Below are 19,985 nucleotides of genomic sequence, written 5' to 3'. Positions count from 1 at the left end.
GCCGGGTAACTTTATGCTGAGTCTAAGCTTTTTTGTAACCAGTGTCTTAGTGCCTGTAACTTACTGTCATCAGGTAAGGCTTTACCGGCAGGATTGAGTAAATGCTGTAACGCTGCTAACTCATTTGGAATCGCGGCAGCCTCAGCATTAAAGGCAAAATGCTGAAACATTGCAGCCCATGCTCGGCGCTCTGCTGGGGTGTAATGTTGCATACTTAGCATGGTATACAGCAAACTATCAAAGGCAGCAGGTTGCACCGACTTTGCAGATAAACTGCCACCCCACCAGTAATTCACCAACATACTCACCGGCTCGAGTGACTCGACTTGATGCCACCACAGTAACGGAATATATAAAAGATCACCTGGCAACAGCTCTGTTTGCGAGGCAGCGTCGATAGCAGCTCTAGCTCTTGGATAACGCTGAAAATCGGGCTTGTTAACATTAAACAGGCTGATTGGCGTGCCTGTGGGAGCAAAATCTAAAGGTCCTGGGTATAAATTTGCGACTTGCTCAGGCGGAAACAGTGTAAAACGGCGGCGTCCGGCAACAACCGCTGCCAAGTTATGACCATCATCAAAATGTGCTGGCACCGTTACCTGATTTCCTAACCAGACTCGACCAGCAGCAGGCTCGGGTAAAAAGGGTAAGGGTAACTGCTTAGCTAACTCGGGTAAACAACGCGACAAGGTTGCACTCTGTAAAGCAAGATAAAGTGACGGTTGCGATGCACTGATCTTAATAAGTTGCTGCAATACGATCGTTAACGGATAACAGCTACGCTCAAAATTAAACCCTTGATAATCCGGACGGTAAAAAATCCGACCGCCAGTCTCTGGCGCCATTAACAAGGTATCAGTTGCATGACCGCTATCAAAAGGTTTGAGATAAGTTAAGAGGGCTGCAGCGCCTTCCTGCGCAACCTGCACCAAAGGCCATAATGAGACGGCTTGGCGTAATACCACTGGCTGTGCAAGTGGTAGCAACTCCTTTAAAAAATACTCGGGAGAACAACCATGATATTCAGTAATCTGTTGCATAACTTTTTCCAAATAAAAAAAGGCTGATCAATCCTTCTATCAGCCTTTGTCCAGGTAAGATTAATAACGGGTTACTTAGAACGCCATCCTTACTCCAGCGGTAAAGCGACGACCATTTTCATAAATAGAGAATAAGCGTGCTTTGTCGGTGTTGTATTCGACTACTCGTTCATCAGTAAGATTTACGGCTTCAAACGATAACACCATGCTATCTGTTAGATTATAAGAGAAACTGGCATCAACCTGACCGTAGTCATCATTCCACAACTCATCACCATTCCAATGCAAGCCTTTGTACCACTCAGTCCGGTAGTTATACATTAAGCGCACGCTAAATAAGTCTGTTTCATAATAACCGCTTAGGTTAACCATGTGTTTCGACGTTCCCTCAACTAAACCAGAACCTGGCTTGGTCAGATCGCGTTCCTCATCACGTTTGGCACTGGTATAGGTGTAGTTGGTAATCACACCAAAATCACCAAAATCTTGTTGATAGCTTAACTCGATACCCTGAGTACGACCACCAGGACCATTGCTTGGACGAGTAAAGGTCACATCGACCATCTTTTCTTCCTGTTCCCAGTAGCGCTGATCAACGAAAGTTGAGAAACTGCGATAGCTCTTCACATCTTTTAAGAAGTATGTGGCAGCAAATACTGAAGATGGATTGAAATACCATTCATAACTGAAATCAAATTGGTCAACAATTTGTGGTTTCAACATTGGGTTACTGGCAGTACCTGTTGGCTGAGCGACGTTAAGTGAACCGTAGCTAACAGAAGTAGAGATATCATTCCAGTTCTGACGTGCCATAACACGCGCTGCGCCAAAACGTAATAATGAATCATCGGTCAGATCCATAGCGATATTGAAGCTGGGTAAAATTTCACTGTAATCGTTTTTAACTTCAACCCAAGCTAATTGACTTGGTCTCAACCATTCACGATCTACCGTTAAAAAGCCCCAACTATCATCAGAAAACTCATAGCCACCTGAGGTTTGACGGGTATCGACATAGCGCAAACCTAAGTTACCGCGGAAGCCTTCACCATCAAAATCACCTTGTACATAAAACGCGGTGATATCTTCTTCCACGGCCCAGTTTTCCGCTAAGATCAAGGAGCGCGCGTAATCCGCTTTTACGCCATTTAAGCCAACGAAAGCAATTTCTTCCATCCGATCACGATTATGAATCACTTGCTGACCAAGATTACCATTGACCGCAGCATTCACATTCTGACTTCCGGTAGTCAGGTTACATTGCGCCAGTGTAGGGCACGTATCAAAAATATACTGTAAATAAACCGGCCAGCTAGGCGCTAGCGAAGCATCAGCAAGCGTATTAGGACCATGCCAGCTATAAGCGGTTCGACCTTGAGTACGCTCCGCCGCACGCAGTTTCACCCCAGTGTGTAACTTGTTGAATACGCCGTACTCTACCGGAATACTTAGATCAAATTGAGCATAGTTTTCTTCATCGGTAGTCGGCTTTTCACCGCCCCAAATCCAGCCCGCACGGAATTGCGCAGGATCAGCTGCATTAACGACCGTGCTTGCACTGGGCGTGTCACCACGAAGATCAAAGCTATACCCTGTGGTGGCGACATATTCCCATGAGGTCTCACGTAAAGTACCGCCTTTGGCACGAGTGGTACCAAATTGCGTATGTAGTTCATAGTTGTCTGCACGATAATTTATATCAATATCAATGCCTTTTGTTTCAGTAGACGCAACCCGATTGATAAAGTTATATGCGGCAGTACCACCACTGGCAACCGTACCAGCAACTACGCTGTTATCAACACGAGTAACATCTGTCAGTAAATTTGCGTTGTTATTAACAAAAATCAACCAGTTGGCATTCTGGTTATTTGCATCTACTTTTGAATGAAGTGCGTTGACTGTTACATCTAAGGCGTCAGACGGCGCATATTGGAAAGAAGCAAACAGGGTTTCACGCTCACGTTGTTGTTCAAAACGTGGCACACCAATATGGCTTGGTACACGACTGTTTAAATCTGGATTTTGTGGCCAGCCTAGAATTTCAAAACCTTCCCGCACTACCGAGCGGTCTTGTTTAATGGCAGAAACCAATACACCGAAAGTTTCATCTTCCGTTTTCCAAGAATACAGACCAGATAACTGTGGATCCCACGCTTCTGCCATTTCAGAATATTGGCCTTCAATCGATAAGTTAACCGAATTGGCATCTAAATCGAGTGGCTTACGGGTCCGCAAGATCACAGTACCACCGATGGAGCCTTCATCAATACTGGCCATCGGTGATTTGTAAACTTCTAAATCTGACACCAGTGCTGAAGGCAACATGGTGTAGTTAAAACTGCGGCCTGGGTTATCTAAAATAAACCAGTCAGCTGTTGCAACAGATTGACCATTTAACAGGGTACGGTTAGTGGCAGAACTGGCACCACGAATAGTGATTTTTTCACCTTCACCAAATTCGCGACTTACGCCAACACCCGTAATACGCGACAAGGATTCCGCTACGTTGCGATCCGGAAATTTACCAATGTCTTCGGCAGTTACGACATCCACTACCGCATCGGAGTAACGTTTTGCATTCAAGTTTGCTTGTTGTGAAGCGCGAATGCCACGAATTTGGATCACTTCAACATTTTCTTCAGCCGCAGCATCAGTATTGGCGAAAGCCATAGGTTGAGTGCCAAAAAAACCTGTTAATAAGGCAGCTTTTACTGCCAAGGTGCACAAGCCAATCTTTTGGTTAAGCATGGGGTTCTCCCGTTCCTGTTCTGGTAGTCTTGTTGTTATAGTATGACAACGCTGTCATAAAATAACCATACACAAAAAAAACTCTCTTGGCAAATAACTCAAGCTGTTTTTTTAAGCAGTTTTTTTTTCTACTGACTTTGTTAGCCGTGTTACTGGCAAAACTTCGTTACATCAAGGCTTATACAACCCGCCGTAAAGGAATAAAATTCAATAAAATAAGTGATATACAACCCTAATAAAAAAAGTGATGTTAAAGGTGAATCTATGATGTTTGGCAAACTTATCAAAAATCACATCGAAAAAAATAAGTACCACATCAGTGATAATGCGCTATAACTTTACCGCATAGATGACCAGCGCTGTCATCAACTCAGAAAGCCATTGCGGTCATTATGCAAACAACCGCATAATATGCAGCCAACCGTAAGATGAAGTAGACATGAAAGTTACCATTAATGATGTGGCCAAGCTGGCCGGGGTATCGATAAAAACTGTATCCAGAGTGATGAATAATGAACCTTCAGTTCGTCAGGATACTATTGATAAAGTAATGGCTGCGGTAAAGCAGCTACAATACCAACCTAATGCTGCCGCGCGAAACTTAGCCAGCAGTAAGTCTTACAGCATTGGTTATGTTTATGATAATCCGAATGCGTATTACATTATTGATATGCAAAATGGCTTGTTAGAGGCTTGTCATAAATATGGCTATGAACTGCTGATCCATCCAACTAATGCCAAATCTAGCGGTATCGTACAAGAGGTATTGGAGTTAGTGGAACGTTCGCGTTTAGCCGGCTTGGTACTTACCCCGCCTTTTTCAGAAATGCCCGAGCTTGCAGCGGCCTTAGATGAAAAAGGGATCGACTATGTGCGCATTATTTCTGGCTCTACCCCGTCTGAAAAATTTAAAAATTGTGTTTTAGTCGACGATTTTACGGCCGCCTTTCGCATTACCAATCATTTACTAGACCAAGGTCATACTAAACTGGCATTTTTATGTGGCGACGAAGAACATAGTTCTAGTGGCGAGCGCTTAGCAGGATTTCAAGCAGCATTAAATAAACGCAATATTCCGGTAAACGACAAATATGTCATTCCAGGAAGCTATTCCTTTGAATCCGGCGTTGCAGGCGCTAAACAATTATTAGCCTTGCCAGAACTACCAACCGCAATTTTTGCCTGTAACGATGAGATTGCCGCGGGTGCGCTATTTTGTGCTAGGCTATCGCAAATCAGTATTCCTGAGCAATTAGCTATAGCAGGTTTTGAAAACAGCCCTTTTTCGCGACAAACCTGGCCACCGCTGACTACGGCGAATCAACCTAACAAAACCATTGCCCGCCAAGCTGCTGAAATGCTATTTAAAGCCAGTAAACAAAGTGGTAAAGCCGTGAGTTTTGAACAGCCGGTATTTGTCCCTGAGCTCGTAGTGCGAGAATCGACTCGTCGCGATCTGTAGTTCTCAATGCTCGATCGCGATACGACCTACTTTAACAAAATTATGCCAACAACGCGCCTGTGGCGCTAATACAAATAAATCGCCGTTTTGCCCAACTAATTGCTGTGGCACACCGGCTTGACGCGCTACTTCAGCATTGGCACGCATATGCGGCTCTTCGCCATGCACGGGCACTGCAATCGCTGGGTTAACATATCGATACAGTAAATCTAGTTCGCCTTGGTTGGGATGCCCTGAGACATGGATTGGCAGTAGCGTATCGGTTGGCTGCAACACCTGCACTTTTTTAGCCTTAAATTTATCAATTAACCGACTGATGAGCATTTCGTTACCGGGGATCATGATCGCACTGAAGATCACTAAATCATTTTCTTCCAATAGTAACTGCGGATGCCGATCTTCAGCCAACTTTGTTAAGGCCGCACGCGGCTCCCCTTGACTGCCGGTGGCCACCACTAACACTTCTGCAGCGGGTAAAAAACCAATATGACTGGCTTCAATCAATGGGATGTCTTCTGGCCATAAACCACATTGCCGTGCAGCGCCGACCATATTTTCCATGGCTCTACCAAACAAGGCTAAATAACGGCCACTTTGCTGCGCCACACGGCCGAGACTAATTAAACGGCCAATATTGCTACTAAAACCACTGACCACTACCCGTTGTTTTACTGGTTTAATAACTTCCAGCAGCGCTTGATAACATGCGGTTTCTGACAGCGAAAAACCGCTTTTAAGTGCGTTGGTTGAATCACACACCATAGCGGTAATGCCCAACTTGGCCAAGCGCTTAAATACCTGAGGCTTAAAAGCTCGCCCAAGGATCGGGGCGGCATCCATTTTCCAGTCGGCTGTATGAAACACTGTACCCGCTTCGGTAGTAATCAACAGCGCCTGCGGCTCTGGGATAGAATGGGTAATATTAAGCCAATTAATCAAAAATGGACCGCACTGACAGGTGCCACCGGCTGGAATTTCGATTATCGGCATGTCGTTGGAGAGACCACTGCGGGCTATTTTCCGTCGCAACACTTCAGCGGCAAAAGGCGTGCAATACACCGGCGCTTGCAAGCGAGGCCATAAATATACTAAAGCACCAATATGATCTTCGTGCGCATGCGTGATCACAATAGCGCACAGACGCTCTCGCTGCTGGCTGATAAAACTGGGATCAGCCGCCTGTACCTCGGCCGTAAGTTGATTAACACTGGTCGAAGCTCTGGCTGGCTGTAACGGATTATAAAAAGTAACACCACAATCAACCATTAGCCACTGCCCAGCATGACCATAGAGATTTAAGTTCATGCCTATTTCACCACAGCCGCCCAAGGGCAAAAACCACAGATCTTTTAAACCTGGTTGCATCGCAAATACTGCTGCCTGATTCAAATTTACCTCCCTAAGCTACAGGCAAATACGTTACCTTCCTCGCAACAATTCTCAATTTAGCCCGAGAATAATTTTTACTACTATAAGGTATACGGACTATTACAGCAAAACAGTCTATTTAACTTTAAAGAATCTACTCTGTGGTAAAGGTGCGAGGTGTAGCGCGGAGCAAAGTGAGGTTCTTGTTGATCTGTGCTGCATTCTGGTTTGTCAGGTCACTGCTGCATCATCATTGGTAAAGAGCAGCAGCGCCAGAAAGTACAATGCAACTAGCGAGTTCGGTTTGGAAAGTCAGCTACCCCCTGCTCAGTGCGGGTAACGGGCACAATGCTGCCATCAGGATTAAAGTACAAATACTCTACAGCCGTATGCCGCTGGCGTTTTTGACAACTCGACTCTGGCGTTTCTAACCAGCGATGGTAGAACAACAACCATTGGCCTTGATACTGTACGATGGAATGGTGATTATTACTTTGATGCTCCTGCTCCATAATCACTCCCCGATACTGCCATGGGCCCTTTGGTGAAGTTGCAGTGTAATACGTTAGCACTCGATTGCCTTCTGGCATGGTGAAATAGTATAAATCGTCGCGTTTAAATACCCAAGGGCCTTCCATCTTAGGTTCATAACCCCCCATGTCCATCTTGATAAAATCGCCTTGAATACTGCGCATATCGTCGGCCATTTCGACGACATAGTAGTCAAAGTTCTGACCATGAAAGTACAAATATGCTTTACCATCATCATCAATAAAGAGGGCGGGATCATTGGCATAGGGTTCACGCCATAAGGGGGCATCAATCACATCCTTGAAAGGGCCTGTGGGCGAATCACTCTCTGCAATACCAATACCCATCCACTTAGTGCTATTGCTAGGGGTGACACGATCTTTAATCCCCGTCCCCGCTGGAAATACAAAATAGTATTTACCATTTTTATAAGCGGCATCCGGGGCCCAAGCATAATCGTCAGCCCAGCTTAACTCTGCAACAGACAATACTGCACCATGCGCTTGCCAATTCACCATATCATCGGTAGAAAATACATGCCAATCTTTCATATGAAAATCGTGCTGGCACTCTTCATCATGCGAGGTGTAAACATAAAGTCGGCCATCAGACCAGACATGTGCAGAGGGATCGGCCGTGCGAATGGGTTTGCCATCGATCAACAAACCAAAATCTAAGGGGTTTTTAGCAAGGGTAATACTTGAGTACAGTAAAGCCGTTACAAAAATACCTGTCACTATTTTGTTCATGCTGCGTTCCTTTTGCTACTGAAAAATGTCTATTTCTGTAATCAAGCATGCCAACACCTATGATATATAAGCGAGTCTTTTAGAAAAAACTTACCAAAGTTTCCACTGTTAACACAAAATAGTGACACACTGCATATTAGCTTTTACTTGTAAATAAAAAGCCACCACAACAAAGCCAGCTGTCATTTTAAGTTCACACTAACCTCAATATTTTAACCAAATTAACGATGAAGGGTTTGACCAAAGCAAAAGCGACTGCTTTATTTAATGCAAATCTATTTTTCCAATATCAATACAAGGAAGACGAAAATGGGCTTTAGTAATAAAATCAAAGTAATAAGCTTAATCATCGTATTACTGCCTTTAATGATTGCAACTACAGTTATTACCTTGTTAGCGCGAAGTGAGCTGTTTACGGAAGCAGAAGCACGCCTTATCGCAGTAAGGGAAATTAAAGAACACAATATTTCGGCTATGTTAAACGAGTTTTCTGCGGGTTTAGAAGTCGCGGTAGCGAATGTAAAACAACTGGATTCTCTGCAACAGATTGCGGCGATTGACTACACCCTGCAGGCGATTAATCAACAGCTGGGTTTTTATGATATTTTTGTGATTAACGCGAATGGCGATGTTATTTACACCGTTGCTAAAGAGTCTGATTTAAATACCAATTTAAATTATGGTCCCTATCGTGATTCCGGTTTAGGCAAGCTTTATCAAAGTATTAAAAGTCAGCCAGAGCGGATAGCCATGGCCGATTTCTCGCCTTATGCCCCCTCTAATAACGACGCTGCCGCCTTTTTGGGTAAACGCATTACTCTAGGTAATGAGGCTATCGTGGTCGCGGTGCAACTTTCCATCGATAAAATTAATACGGTCATGCAAATTCGTTCAGGGATGGGACGGACCGGCGAAACCTACCTGGTAGGTACCGATAAACGCATGCGTTCAGATTCCTTTCTTGATCCGACTAATCGCAATATTCAGGCGTCATTTAAAGGCACCGTTGCCGACAATGGTGTAGATACCGAAGTCGTCAATCTGGCGTTAGCAGGGCAATCCGGCGTGTTACGCGTTATTGATTATAATAACAATCCGGTACTATCTGCCTATGCGCCAGTAGATGTATTTGGAGTACGTTGGGCGCTGTTAGCTGAAATTGATATTGCAGAAATTACTGCTCCGGCACAGCGCATGTTGTACACAGGATTACTGATTAGCGCCATTGCCTTAATACTGGCGATTGTGGCCGCGCAGTTAGTCTGCCGTATTGTTCTTACGCCTTTGGGTGGCGAGCCTAATGATATGTGTCAATTGACCAGCGTGATTGCCTCAGGTGACTTCACCACGCAACTGCAAGTACCAGAAAAGCCTAACCATGTAATGGGCTGGCTGGCCAAGATGCAGCACACCTTAAAAGGCTTAATTGCCCAGCTAATGGGTATTAGCAGAGAGCTAGAAATGGCGGCAACGCAAAATTCAGCAGCGATAACTCAAGCAGATGGCAGTATTCAAATGCAAGCCAGAGAAACCGATATGCTGGCCACCGCAGTGGAGGAAATGAGTTATGCCGCCGCAGAAATTGGTAAAAACTCGGCATTAGCTGCAGATGAAGTAAAAGCAAGTCAACTTGCAGGCGAACACTTGGTGCAAACGTTAGAACTTACCCAAGTTAGTTTAAAACACACCATGCAAAGCTTTACCCAAATTCACACAGAAGTTGAGCATCTGGATCAGGACAGCAAGAAAATCAGCGTGGTACTCTCGGTCATTAACGCCATTGCCGAACAAACTAACTTATTGGCATTGAATGCTGCCATTGAAGCCGCTCGAGCCGGTGAGCATGGTCGTGGTTTTGCCGTTGTTGCTGATGAAGTAAGACAACTGGCGTTTCGAGTACAAGAAGCCATTAAAGATATCTCGGGTGTACTAAACGGCATTACCAGCCAATCCGACTCTTTAGCAAAACATAGCGTCATTTGTGCCAATGAATCAGAAAAAACGCTAAGTCAGGCACAAAGCATGGCTAACGCGGTTGCTGATATTCACAATCGTTTGGCAACGTTAAAGCACTTAATGATTCAAACTGCCACCGCCGCTGAGGAGCAAACGACGGTATCGGCGACACTGGCACAGAGTATTTCTCGCTTAAGTGCAGCCGCAGAAGAGAACAGCACAGCGATTTCCCAAGTTGCCGTAAGTACGCAACAGTTGTTAGGAATGGCACAAACTCTCGGGCACTCTGCAGGGCAATTTAGGGTTTAGTGAAGGCAGTTTGTAGCTTAGATAGTGGTGTATCTGTTACTTTTGTTAATTGCGCAGCGAGCTGCTTGGTATCAGCCAGCAGCTCGCTGACATCACGTTCACGTTGTTTAGTGTCTTTGTCGCGTACTTGCAGTCGCAGAGTGGCTTGTAATCTAGCCAGTAAAGACTGTAACTCATCCGTTCTCGTTTGCACCAGTTGCTGATCTGCACGTCGTTGTTGTCGTGTTTGATCAGCTGCAGAGGGTTGTAATAACTCACGTAACGCACTGTTGGCAGCGCTTATTTGCAAAGTGCTATCACTATTAAGGGTGTTATTTTCTGTATTGGTTTTTTCTCTTTGCTCGAAGCGATCTGCTTTAGCCGCTTGAGATCCTCTCTGCGGTAAATATTTTGCCAATACTTTTTCGGCAAACATCTTAGTGCTGAAGATGGCCTGCTGACTTTCCGCTTGATTAGCCATAACGGATAAGGTGGGCCCTGCAGCTTGTTCGACAGCTTGCTGCTTTGGGAGATCTCCCTCTTGTGCAGCGGGCTCAGTAAGTATGCCGCTAACCGCTTGCTCAGCAGTCACCGAGCTTTTAACCGAGACGGCTGGAACAGGCGTTGTGGGTGACGAAGTGCTAAGATCCCAGCCCTCTTTTAAGTCTTTGCTGGCACTTTTTAACTCAGCAGCAAGTTGTTGCACAGCACGTAAAATGGTCTTAGCCCCCAAGGCACCAAACATGCGCAATAGCTTATTTAGCTCATCAATACGTTTTTTTAATTCAACAATACGTTCTCGAGCTTGGGCTTTTTTCTGTTCAGCCCATTGCTGTTGCGGGGCTGCAACCTCAGGTTCAGCCGCTAATTTATTACGAGCGGCTTGGCTCAAGTTTATCTTGAATGCAGCAGCAGTTTCAGCAGACTCTGCGGCAGGACTGCTATTGGACTCTCCTGCCTGTTTAGGTGCAGCTGAATTGGTCGTAGTTAACAAACTTATTGGTGTTTGTGGCAGATAACTGAGCTTTAGCGCAGGTGGCATTGGCACAGCAAGCTTTGCTGCTTGCGGACTGGCCGCAGTTTGCCACTGCTTTTGAGTATAAATAGGGGATACCATACTATGCTCAGTTACTTTTTCAGTTATTTTTCCACTTAGGGTTGTTATCGGCAACTGAGCATAGGACTTTAATGATTTAGCAATTTTTTAGACGAATCTAGCTTGATTGTGCATCCTTAGCTATTGCCTTTTTACTATGCAACCACTGATATAATACCGGCAGCACCACTAAGGTTAGCAGTGTGGCCGAGATAATACCGCCAATCACCACCGTCGCCAGGGGTCGCTGCACTTCGGCACCGGTGCCGGTATTTAGCGCCATCGGCACAAAGCCCAAACTGGCGACCAGTGCGGTCATTAGTACTGGCCGTAGCCGAGTGATGGCACCTTCTACTACCGCGTAGGCTAAATCACCGTGCGTTTGCCAAAGCTGGCGGATAAAGGAAACCAACACTAGGCCATTGAGTACTGCCACCCCAGAGAGCGCAATAAAGCCCACTCCGGCGGAAATCGATAGCGGCATATCACGAAGCCACAATGCCAGTACGCCACCGGTTAGCGCCAGCGGAACACCGCTAAAGATAATCAGCGCATCTTTAAGCGAGTTAAAGGCTAAGATCAACAAACCTAAAATCAGCACTAAGGTCAAGGGCACTACGATCGATAAGCGCTTACTGGCCGATTGTAACTGTTCAAAGGTCCCGCCATAAGCCAGCCAATAGCCGGCAGGTAAGGGGATCTCGTTACTAACTCGCTGTTTTAGCTCGCTAACAAAGCTGCCTAAGTCTCGCGCTCGCACATTGACCGACACCACCACTCGCCGCTTGCCATTTTCACGGCTAATTTGTGCTGGTGCAGTTTCAAGTACGAGACTGGCGACTTCCTGCAACGGCACATAGCCTGTGGCGGTAGGGATGGGTAAATACTGCAGATTATTGATATCGCTACGCAGCGTTTCAGGAAGCCTGACCATTAACTGAAAACGCCGATCACCCTGATAGATCAAGCCAACCTCTTCACCGCCAATGGCCATCGCCAGCAGATCCTGCAACGCGGCAAGCGTGATGCCATAATGCGCCAGTTCCGTTAGTTTTGGCTGAATGGCTAATACGGGCAAACCCGAAACCTGCTCTACGGCCACATCTGCAGCACCACTTATACTGGTTGCCAGTTCAGAGATACTGTTGGCAACTTGCAATAAGGTATCCAAATCATCCCCAAAGACTTTTATCCCAACATCGGCCCGCACACCAGAAATCAACTCGTTAAAACGCATCTGAATGGGCTGGGTAAATTCATAGTTATTGCCGGGTAACTGCGCCAGCGCCTCTGCCATCTCGGCAACCAACTGCGCTTTCGTTTTCTGCGGATCAGGCCAATCGCTTTGCGGCGTTAAGATCACAAAAGTATCCGCGACATTCGGCGGCATTGGATCGGTAGCAATCTCTGGTGTGCCTATTTTCGCAAAAACCGTGGCAACTTCCGGAAACTGCGTAATACGCTGCTCCAGCACAGCTTGCATTTGCACCGATTGCTCCAGGCTAGTGCCGGTAATACGCATCGCATGCAGCGCAATATCGCCTTCGTCTAACTGCGGGATAAACTCGGATCCCAAGTTCGTCGCCAACCAGAAGCAAGCGGCCACCAGCGCCGCAGCACCACTCAACACCAAGGTTCGCCACTTTAAAACGGCATTAAGCACAGGCCGATACAGTGACTTACCGGCACGGATAACTCGGCTTTCCTGCTCGCTGATCTTACCGCGCATCAATACTGCGACTGCAGCCGGTACCACGGTAATAGACAGCAGCATCGCCGCCAGTAATGCCATAATCACCGTGATGGCCATGGGCTGAAACATTTTGCCCTCGACGCCCGTAAGGGCAAAAATCGGGATATAGACCACAGTAATAATGGCTACACCAAATAAACTGGGTTTAATCACTTCCATGGTGGCACTAAATACCACGTCTAAGCGTTGTCGCAGTGCCAGCAAGCCCCCTTGTTGCTGCTGTGCTAAGCCTAAGCGACGCATGCAGTTTTCGACAATAATCACAGTACCATCAACGATTAAGCCAAAATCTAACGCCCCTAAGCTCATCAGATTGGCCGAGACACCGCGCTGCACCATACCGGTTAGGGTGGCTAACATCGCCAGTGGGATCACCGCCGCCGTGATCAAGGCCGCCCGCAGATTGCCCAGTAGCAGAAACAGCACCACGATCACCAAAAGCGCACCTTCCAACAGGTTTTTTTGCACGGTGGCAATGGTTTTATCCACCAGCGTGGTGCGATCATAAACAGCTTCGACCATCACCCCTGCCGGCAAGGACGCTTTAATCGCTTTCAGCTTTTGCGCGGCACTTTGCGCCACCACCCGAGAGTTTTCACCCATTAGCATCATCACGGTGCCCAGCACCGTTTCTTGACCATCACGGGTGGCCGCACCGGTTCTAAGCTCCTTGCCCAGTGCAACCTCCGCCACATCTTTTATGCGGATCGGCACACTGCCCGCCACAGCGATCACCACCTGTTCAATATCACTGATACTGCTAAGCTGCCCTGGCAACCTTACCAATAGTTGCTGGCCGTTACGCTCAATAAAGCCAGCGCCACTATTACTATTATGCTGCCGCAGCGCCTCGGCTAACTGTGGCATACTGACGCCAAAGCTGAGCATTTTTAGTGGATCGGGCAGCACATGGTATTGCTTGTTATAGCCACCGATGGTGTTTACCTCAACGACACCAGCCACCTGCGCCAATTGCGGTTTGATGATCCAATCTTGTACTTCACGCAAATACATGGCGTCTATTGGCTCACCGTTTGCTTTGCTCGCGCTAGGCTTGGCCGAGACCGTATAGACAAAGATCTCGCCCAAGCCGGTGGCAATAGGCCCCATTTGTGGCTCAAAGCCCGCGGGTAACTGTGCTCTGATGGTATTCAGACGTTCATTGAGCAGATTACGGGCAAAATACATATCGGTGCCTTCGGCAAACACCACTGTAACTTGCGACAAGCCATAACGCGACAAGGAACGGGTATAGTGTAGTTTGGGTAAACCCGATAACGCCGTTTCCACCACCAAGGTAATGCGTTGCTCCGTCTCTAACGGCGAATAACCCGGGGCTTCGGTATTGATTTGGATCTGTACATTGGTGATATCCGGCACCGCATCAATGGGCAAACGCTGATAACTCCAAACACCAGCCGCCAGTAACAGCAAGGTAAGACTTAGCATCAAATAGCGACGATCAATCGAAAAACGCACAATAGCTGCAATCATCCTGTGCTCCTTAATGCTGATGCGCGGCGGCAGATTTCTCTAACTCCGCTTTGACTAAATAGCTATTGGCAACCACATAGGCTTCACCCGCAGCAAGCCCTGAAAGCACCTCGGTAACAAGCCCATCGCTTCGCCCTAATTGCAGCGCTCTGGGCTGGTATTGATCACCGTTTTGCACAAAAACTACGGGTTCTCCTTCAAAGGTTTGCAGCGCTGTGTTAGCCACCACTAGCGCAGCCGAAATCGTCTCCACCGTGACCAAGGCGCGTAAACGATCCCCCAAGGTAAAGTGGCTACTGCGATTATCCAGCGTGACGTTAGCCAATAGATAAGGTTGACCACTGGCAGGTAATAGCTGGCTAATCACACTGTCATAAGCACCACTGAGTGTTTCAAGCTTTATCGCCTGCCCCGCTTGCACCTGATGGCGCATGGCAGGAAACACTTTAAATTCGGCCCAAAGCTCACTCAGATCGCTAAGCGCCAACAACGGCTCACCGGCGGTAAACTCGCCCTCATTGGCAAATTGCTGCAGCACTATGCCAGTAATAGGCGCCTGCAAAGGGTAACTACGCAAGCTGTCGTTTGATTCAATCAGTGCCAGCACCTCACCGCGCTTGACCTGCTGACCAAGGCTGACCTTAAGTTGGCTAATAACGCCGGGAAAGCGCGCCCTGACCACGGCTTGGCGCTGCGGTGGCAGCACGATCTCACCGTAAAGCGGTAGCTGCCGCGTAATAACACCGGCAGCGGCGTGAGCGACTTGAATACCCACTCGCTCGGCCGTCGCCGCTGGGATAATCGCAACATCGGCATGCGGCTCGGTTTGTTTATTAAGTTGCTGCGACGGCTCAGTCGCGGGGGAATGCAGATGAGCATGCCCTATTCCAGCAAAGGCTGGCCAAGTGACAATGCTTATAAGGAGTGTAAAAGTGCAAACTAAGAAATTTTTCATGGTAAAGATCCTTCTGTAGCCATTGCTGTAGATGAAGAAAACGACATATTTTTGTGTTGTGATGGGCGCGGAAGCGAGCTATTGTCCGCCAGTGGCAAACCGGAAAGTTGTTCAATTAGCGCTTGATTACGTAAGGCGGTACTGGCGGCGTCCAGCAGTTGCAGTTGCGCCTCTTGTAAGGCTTGCCGCGCCGATAACCAATCGGCATAGCTATAGCGGCCAAGCAAATAGGCTGCTTCCGTTTGCGCCAAGGCTTGTGTTAACAGCGGTAAAATCTCGCGCTTAAGATCCCTTACCAACAGGCTGCTATATCGATGCTGCTGCCAAGCCTGATACAAACGCGCGCGCAGTTGCAGCACAGCAGACTGCTGGTTAAGGCGCTGCGCTTGCTGTTCGGCGAGCGCGATTTTTACTGCACCTTGCTGACGCTGCTGATTTAATAGCGGTACCGAGAAACCGGCAATCAGCGCAATATCACGATTTTCCTGCGAGCGTTTTATACCAAGCTGCCAACTCACATCGGCAACCGACTGCGTCTGCAACTGAGCAAGTTGCGCTTGCTGTAAGCGCGCTGTTGCGGCAAACACCTCCAATTGTGGAGTGGCCAGCAAACGCTGATATAACAGCGGAAAGGCTACACTGTCCGTGAGCAGCCATAAATCACCACTCACTTGGTCAAAATCGGCCTGCTGCGCCCCCCACATACTGGCCAGCGCCAGTTTGCTACTTTCCAACTCTGCCTGGCGTAATCCTTGCTGCAATTGCGCCTGCCGCACAGCCACTTTGGCGCGTAATAGCTCAGCGTCCGGTGCTGCGCCTTGTTGAACGCGCTGCTTGACCTGCAGTAAGGCTTGTTCCGTTAACAGCAGATTGTCGCTGGCCAATTGCAGCTGATGTTGCAGGGTCAGTACGCTAATAAACTGCTGCGTTAGCTCGCCGACGAGGTCTAAACTACTGGCTTGGCGTTGAGCTAACACTAAGGCTTGCTGGGCCGACGCACTGGCGATCCGCGCTTGCGGTTTGTTGCCAAGCTCCAGGACTGAGGATATTGCCACGCTAAGCTCCAGCCGTTTTACTCCAGACAGCTCACCGCTGCCTAAGAGGTTTTCAGCCTGCAGCGCCAGCGTGAGATCTGGTTTAAGTAACGCTAACTCTTGCTCTGTTGCGGCAGCCTGACTGCGCCAGTCAAATACCTGCAATTGCGGATGCTGCTGCAGTACGCGCTCGGCAGCCTGGGCCAAGGTTAAGCTAGTCGTCGGCTTGGCTGGCACAGCAGCATCGCTTGGCGCACTAAGCAGGCTCAATATCAATATAAAACAATAACATAACGGAAGCGCACTAAAGCGCCCGATTAAAGGGGTTACTAACATAAATGATCCTATTTATTGAATGAACGAAAAATTCCGCAATAAATTAGGCAATAGGCGGGCGATAAATATGGCTGTTAGGCGAGCTCGGTAGCTGACTGCTATAGCCATTCAGCTGTAACAGTGTATGTAAATCTAACGGTGAGTAGCTAGTAAATAACCCCAAATGACTGGCATGGCAATGCTTACAATGATCACAGGCGTGATTAGCGTGCTCTGTTAGCGTTAACTGCCCGGTGTTTTCAGCATGGCTGTGCAAAACGCGCTCTGAGGGAGCGTGCTCGGCTTGGGTAACCAGACCAAAACTATGATGGGGATCGTCAGTGTGCGACGGTAAGTTAGCGGCAAAAGCTTCTACCAAAATACAGCCAAGATGCAAACAGAGTAACACTGCGAGCAGCAGGTTACGCCATGGCATGGTTGACTGTTGATATAAGCTCATCTTACTCATTCGGTTGCGAAAAATAACGGGCAACAGCATAGGCGATTGCTGTTGCCCAGTAAAGCTTAAGCTTGCAATGCCTTGCTGATCATCAGATCAATTAAAGCCTTTTGTGCTTTCGCTGCATCATTTACACCCCGTGGCAATTTGCTACTTTGGATGTTAGTTAACTGCAACAAGGCAGCTGCTTTAGCCAAATTATCGTAATCGCTGGCTTTTTCTAACCCAGCAATCGCAATTAAGCGTTTTACATATTCCACTTGTAAATTATGGCTTTGCGAGCTGGCTTTACGCGGATCAACAAAGATACTGTTGGTAAGATCCTGCATAAAAGCCGTTAAGCTGTACTCATTACCATACAGGGCTGAGTCAGAGATCCGCTGCAATACCGCCTTGTGTAATAACTGATTAAGCACTGAGCGCTGCATGCCTAAAATCATCTCATGCGCTTTCGGATCTAAATTACGGCCGTAATGATTAAAACCACGACGTTGCGGTAATAACTGATTAAACAACGGCTGCATACTGGTTAAGACCTCTGGCGCAAACACCTTGTCGGTCAGTAACTGCATAGCGGCTTTTTGCTGCGCTAATGGCACTGGCGTTAACGGCTTGCGATCAGTCGGCGCGCCCACTACGTTCCGCTCAACATAGACACCACCGATCTGCCGAGATACCACATCGGCCTGACTGCGATATTGACCAAACAGCACATTGGCAGAGGTTACTAACTGCTGATAAGACTGACCGTCTTGTAACGCCGTTTGCGCAATTTTACCAAACAATTGCTCAATTAATTGCATGCGATCGCTGGCATAAGCCACTGGATCAGATGACATATCACCAATCATCACGCGTGGATCGATATGACGGCCAGGCGCACGCATATCATCCGCGTCATTACCAAAGGCCAAAGCAGGCTCTACCGAACGAGCTAAGATTGTTTCTAAACGCGCTTGCTCTGCAGCAGCATCGGTTAAGGCTGGACTATAGCCAAATTCAATGGCCCAATCATCGTAAGGACCAGGCTTAACTTGGAAGATATCGCCTTGCGCCTTGCCAATTGGCGCAATGTTAGCGGGGGTATAATCCATTACCGAGCCAGTCAAAATACCTTGGGTTTTCGTTTTGTCATGTACGTCTTGCGCATTCCATAAGTTTGACGCACGCATATTATGGTTAAGGCCCAAGGTATGCCCAACTTCGTGCAGTACCAACTCCATTAAGCCTTGACGTAAAATCTCATTATTATCAATCGGCAAACCAGTGCCTAAGGCGCCAGCCATAATCAGATTTTGTTGTAATTGGTGTCCTGCTGAGCAAAATACGCCATTAGCGTGCCAATGTCCTGCCGCTTCGGTAGTAAGCTGGGTCGCACCGTCGGTATACAGGCTATCGAAAATCCAGCGATTTTTCATAAAGACGTATTCGAGCATAATATCGGCGCCCAAAATCTCACCGGTCAAGGGGTTAGCCAGTGATGGGCCATAGCCACCGAACGGCGGATTCGGTGAAGAAGTCCAACGTAAAACGTTGTAATTGATATCACCGGCATCCCAATCAGCATCATCTGGTTGAATACGTACTTCGATGGCATTTTTAAAACCGGCTTTTTCAAAAGCACTGTTCCAAGCCAATACGCCTGCTGCGACCGTATCACGCCATTCGATAGGCGTAGTATTTTCAATCCACCAAACGATAGGCTTAACTGGCTCAGATAAGGCTGCATTTGGATCTTTTTTCTGTAAATCCCAACGATGGATCAGATCACGAAACGGTGCCCATTCCGCTGAGGTCATATCATCGACCTGGGTGGTAAAATACCCCACACGGGCATCATCAAACCGCGGTTGGAAATTATTTTCTGGCAGCGCAATAAACGAATGCTGCACTTTGATAGATACTGAACGTGGATCGCTTAACGCATTGCCGCCACGTACGCCTGGATTTGGATCGGCAAACACGTAGTCAACCACCACATCCATATTCGCGGGATAAGGGCGGTGTTTCAGAATACGTGATTTTTTATCGTCTAACTTACCTAACTTAAAGCGATCTTTGGCGTTAGGATCATTTGGGTTGGCCCAAGGCGAAATTTTATGCAAGGCTTCGCTCAGCAGCAAACTATCTGCTTTAACTAAAAACTTATCTTGCTCTTGCTTCTCAATTTTTAGACTGGCCAATACGGCTTCGCTAATATTGGCGTCTGCCGCACGCGACAGGGCACTGTTAGCATCAAAATGAAAACGTGGTGTTTTACTGATCACATCAATGCGATCAAAATAACGGCGAAACTCAATTAATTTAGTTTCACGATAAGCACCACGGAAATGGCCAGCTTCGGTGACGCCATCTAAGGTCTGGGCGAAATATAAAAAGGGTTTATTTAATTGTGCTTCGGTTAGTTGCAGCAAGTGCTCACCGGTTTTCTCATCCTGATATAGGGTGAACAAACCGCTGATGGCTTTTTTATCAGCAATCATACTGCTGTAGGTTTTTTCTTTCTTTTTATCCGCCGCTGCAGCTTTATCTTCGGCAAAAACAGCGGTTGAGCTAGCCAGAGCTAACGACACCGCCAGAGTTAGTAAGGTTTTTTTCATTGGTCTGCTCGTGTTGTTTTTAAAAATTATAGTTAAGTGACTCTGTTGGTCACTCTTGAAATTAACGACAATCAAAAGTGTGTAAATGGAAAGTGAAAACTGCAACACTCAGGGGCTAGCGTCAAGTGCTATT

General features: G+C 47.3%; 12 protein-coding genes. 2 read left to right on the top strand and 10 right to left on the bottom strand.

Annotation, left to right across the window (positions count from 1 at the left end):
- Positions 1 to 11: 11 nt before the first annotated feature.
- Together ACO1PK_RS12585 and ACO1PK_RS12580 are read right to left on the bottom strand one after the other, a co-directional pair.
- Positions 12 to 1,040: a cupin-like domain-containing protein gene (locus ACO1PK_RS12585; protein WP_423185959.1), complete on the bottom strand. Its 1,029-nt coding sequence runs from the start codon at positions 1,038 to 1,040 to the stop codon at positions 12 to 14.
- A gap of 75 nt (positions 1,041 to 1,115) precedes the next feature.
- A complete protein-coding gene (locus ACO1PK_RS12580) occupies positions 1,116 to 3,791 on the bottom strand; it encodes a TonB-dependent receptor (protein WP_423185958.1) in 2,676 nt (891 codons plus the stop codon).
- 439 nt (positions 3,792 to 4,230) lie between these two features.
- On the opposite strand from ACO1PK_RS12580, the gene ACO1PK_RS12575 reads away from it, so the two are divergent.
- Complete coding sequence (locus ACO1PK_RS12575) at positions 4,231 to 5,253, top strand: LacI family DNA-binding transcriptional regulator (protein WP_423185957.1); 1,023 nt, start codon at positions 4,231 to 4,233, stop codon at positions 5,251 to 5,253.
- 3 nt (positions 5,254 to 5,256) lie between these two features.
- Here ACO1PK_RS12575 and ACO1PK_RS12570 read toward each other — a convergent pair whose 3' ends face one another.
- The gene (locus ACO1PK_RS12570; RefSeq protein WP_423188218.1) at positions 5,257 to 6,558 is read right to left on the bottom strand and encodes a ribonuclease J; all 1,302 of its coding nucleotides are present in this window, start codon (positions 6,556 to 6,558) and stop codon (positions 5,257 to 5,259) included.
- A 353-nt stretch (positions 6,559 to 6,911) separates the two neighbouring features.
- Entirely contained in the window at positions 6,912 to 7,901 is a 990-nt protein-coding gene (locus ACO1PK_RS12565) for a family 43 glycosylhydrolase (RefSeq protein ID WP_423185956.1), read from the bottom strand.
- A 309-nt stretch (positions 7,902 to 8,210) separates the two neighbouring features.
- Here ACO1PK_RS12565 and ACO1PK_RS12560 point away from each other — a divergent pair, with 309 nt between their 5' ends.
- Positions 8,211 to 10,166 carry a methyl-accepting chemotaxis protein gene (locus ACO1PK_RS12560; RefSeq protein ID WP_423185955.1) on the top strand — a complete coding sequence of 652 codons (1,956 nt, stop codon included), beginning with the start codon at positions 8,211 to 8,213 and terminating at the stop codon, positions 10,164 to 10,166.
- On the opposite strand, the gene ACO1PK_RS12555 is transcribed toward ACO1PK_RS12560, so the two are convergent.
- The 6 genes from ACO1PK_RS12555 to ACO1PK_RS12530 all read right to left on the bottom strand — a co-directional run bounded on the left by ACO1PK_RS12555 (position 10,156) and on the right by ACO1PK_RS12530 (position 19,852).
- A complete protein-coding gene (locus ACO1PK_RS12555; protein WP_423185954.1) occupies positions 10,156 to 11,262 on the bottom strand; it encodes a hypothetical protein in 1,107 nt (368 codons plus the stop codon). The genes ACO1PK_RS12560 and ACO1PK_RS12555 overlap by 11 nt on opposite strands.
- A 97-nt stretch (positions 11,263 to 11,359) precedes the next feature.
- A complete protein-coding gene (locus tag ACO1PK_RS12550; protein WP_423185953.1) occupies positions 11,360 to 14,488 on the bottom strand; it encodes an efflux RND transporter permease subunit in 3,129 nt (1,042 codons plus the stop codon).
- A 10-nt stretch (positions 14,489 to 14,498) separates the two neighbouring features.
- On the bottom strand, positions 14,499 to 15,443 hold the full coding sequence (locus ACO1PK_RS12545; RefSeq protein ID WP_423185952.1) for an efflux RND transporter periplasmic adaptor subunit: 945 nt from the start codon (positions 15,441 to 15,443) through the stop codon (positions 14,499 to 14,501).
- On the bottom strand, positions 15,440 to 16,813 hold the full coding sequence (locus ACO1PK_RS12540) for a TolC family protein (protein WP_423185951.1): 1,374 nt from the start codon (positions 16,811 to 16,813) through the stop codon (positions 15,440 to 15,442). Before ACO1PK_RS12540 ends, ACO1PK_RS12545 begins: the two co-directional genes overlap by 4 nt.
- A 43-nt stretch (positions 16,814 to 16,856) precedes the next feature.
- Positions 16,857 to 17,252: a hypothetical protein gene (locus ACO1PK_RS12535; RefSeq protein WP_423185950.1), complete on the bottom strand. Its 396-nt coding sequence runs from the start codon at positions 17,250 to 17,252 to the stop codon at positions 16,857 to 16,859.
- A gap of 65 nt (positions 17,253 to 17,317) precedes the next feature.
- Entirely contained in the window at positions 17,318 to 19,852 is a 2,535-nt protein-coding gene (locus ACO1PK_RS12530; RefSeq protein WP_423185949.1) for a zinc-dependent metalloprotease, read from the bottom strand.
- Positions 19,853 to 19,985: the final 133 nt, after the last annotated feature.

It is taken from the genome of Alishewanella sp. d11, from assembly GCF_049390205.1.
Lineage (GTDB): Bacteria > Pseudomonadota > Gammaproteobacteria > Enterobacterales > Alteromonadaceae > Alishewanella.
This window is presented reverse-complemented; position numbering and strand designations above follow the sequence as displayed.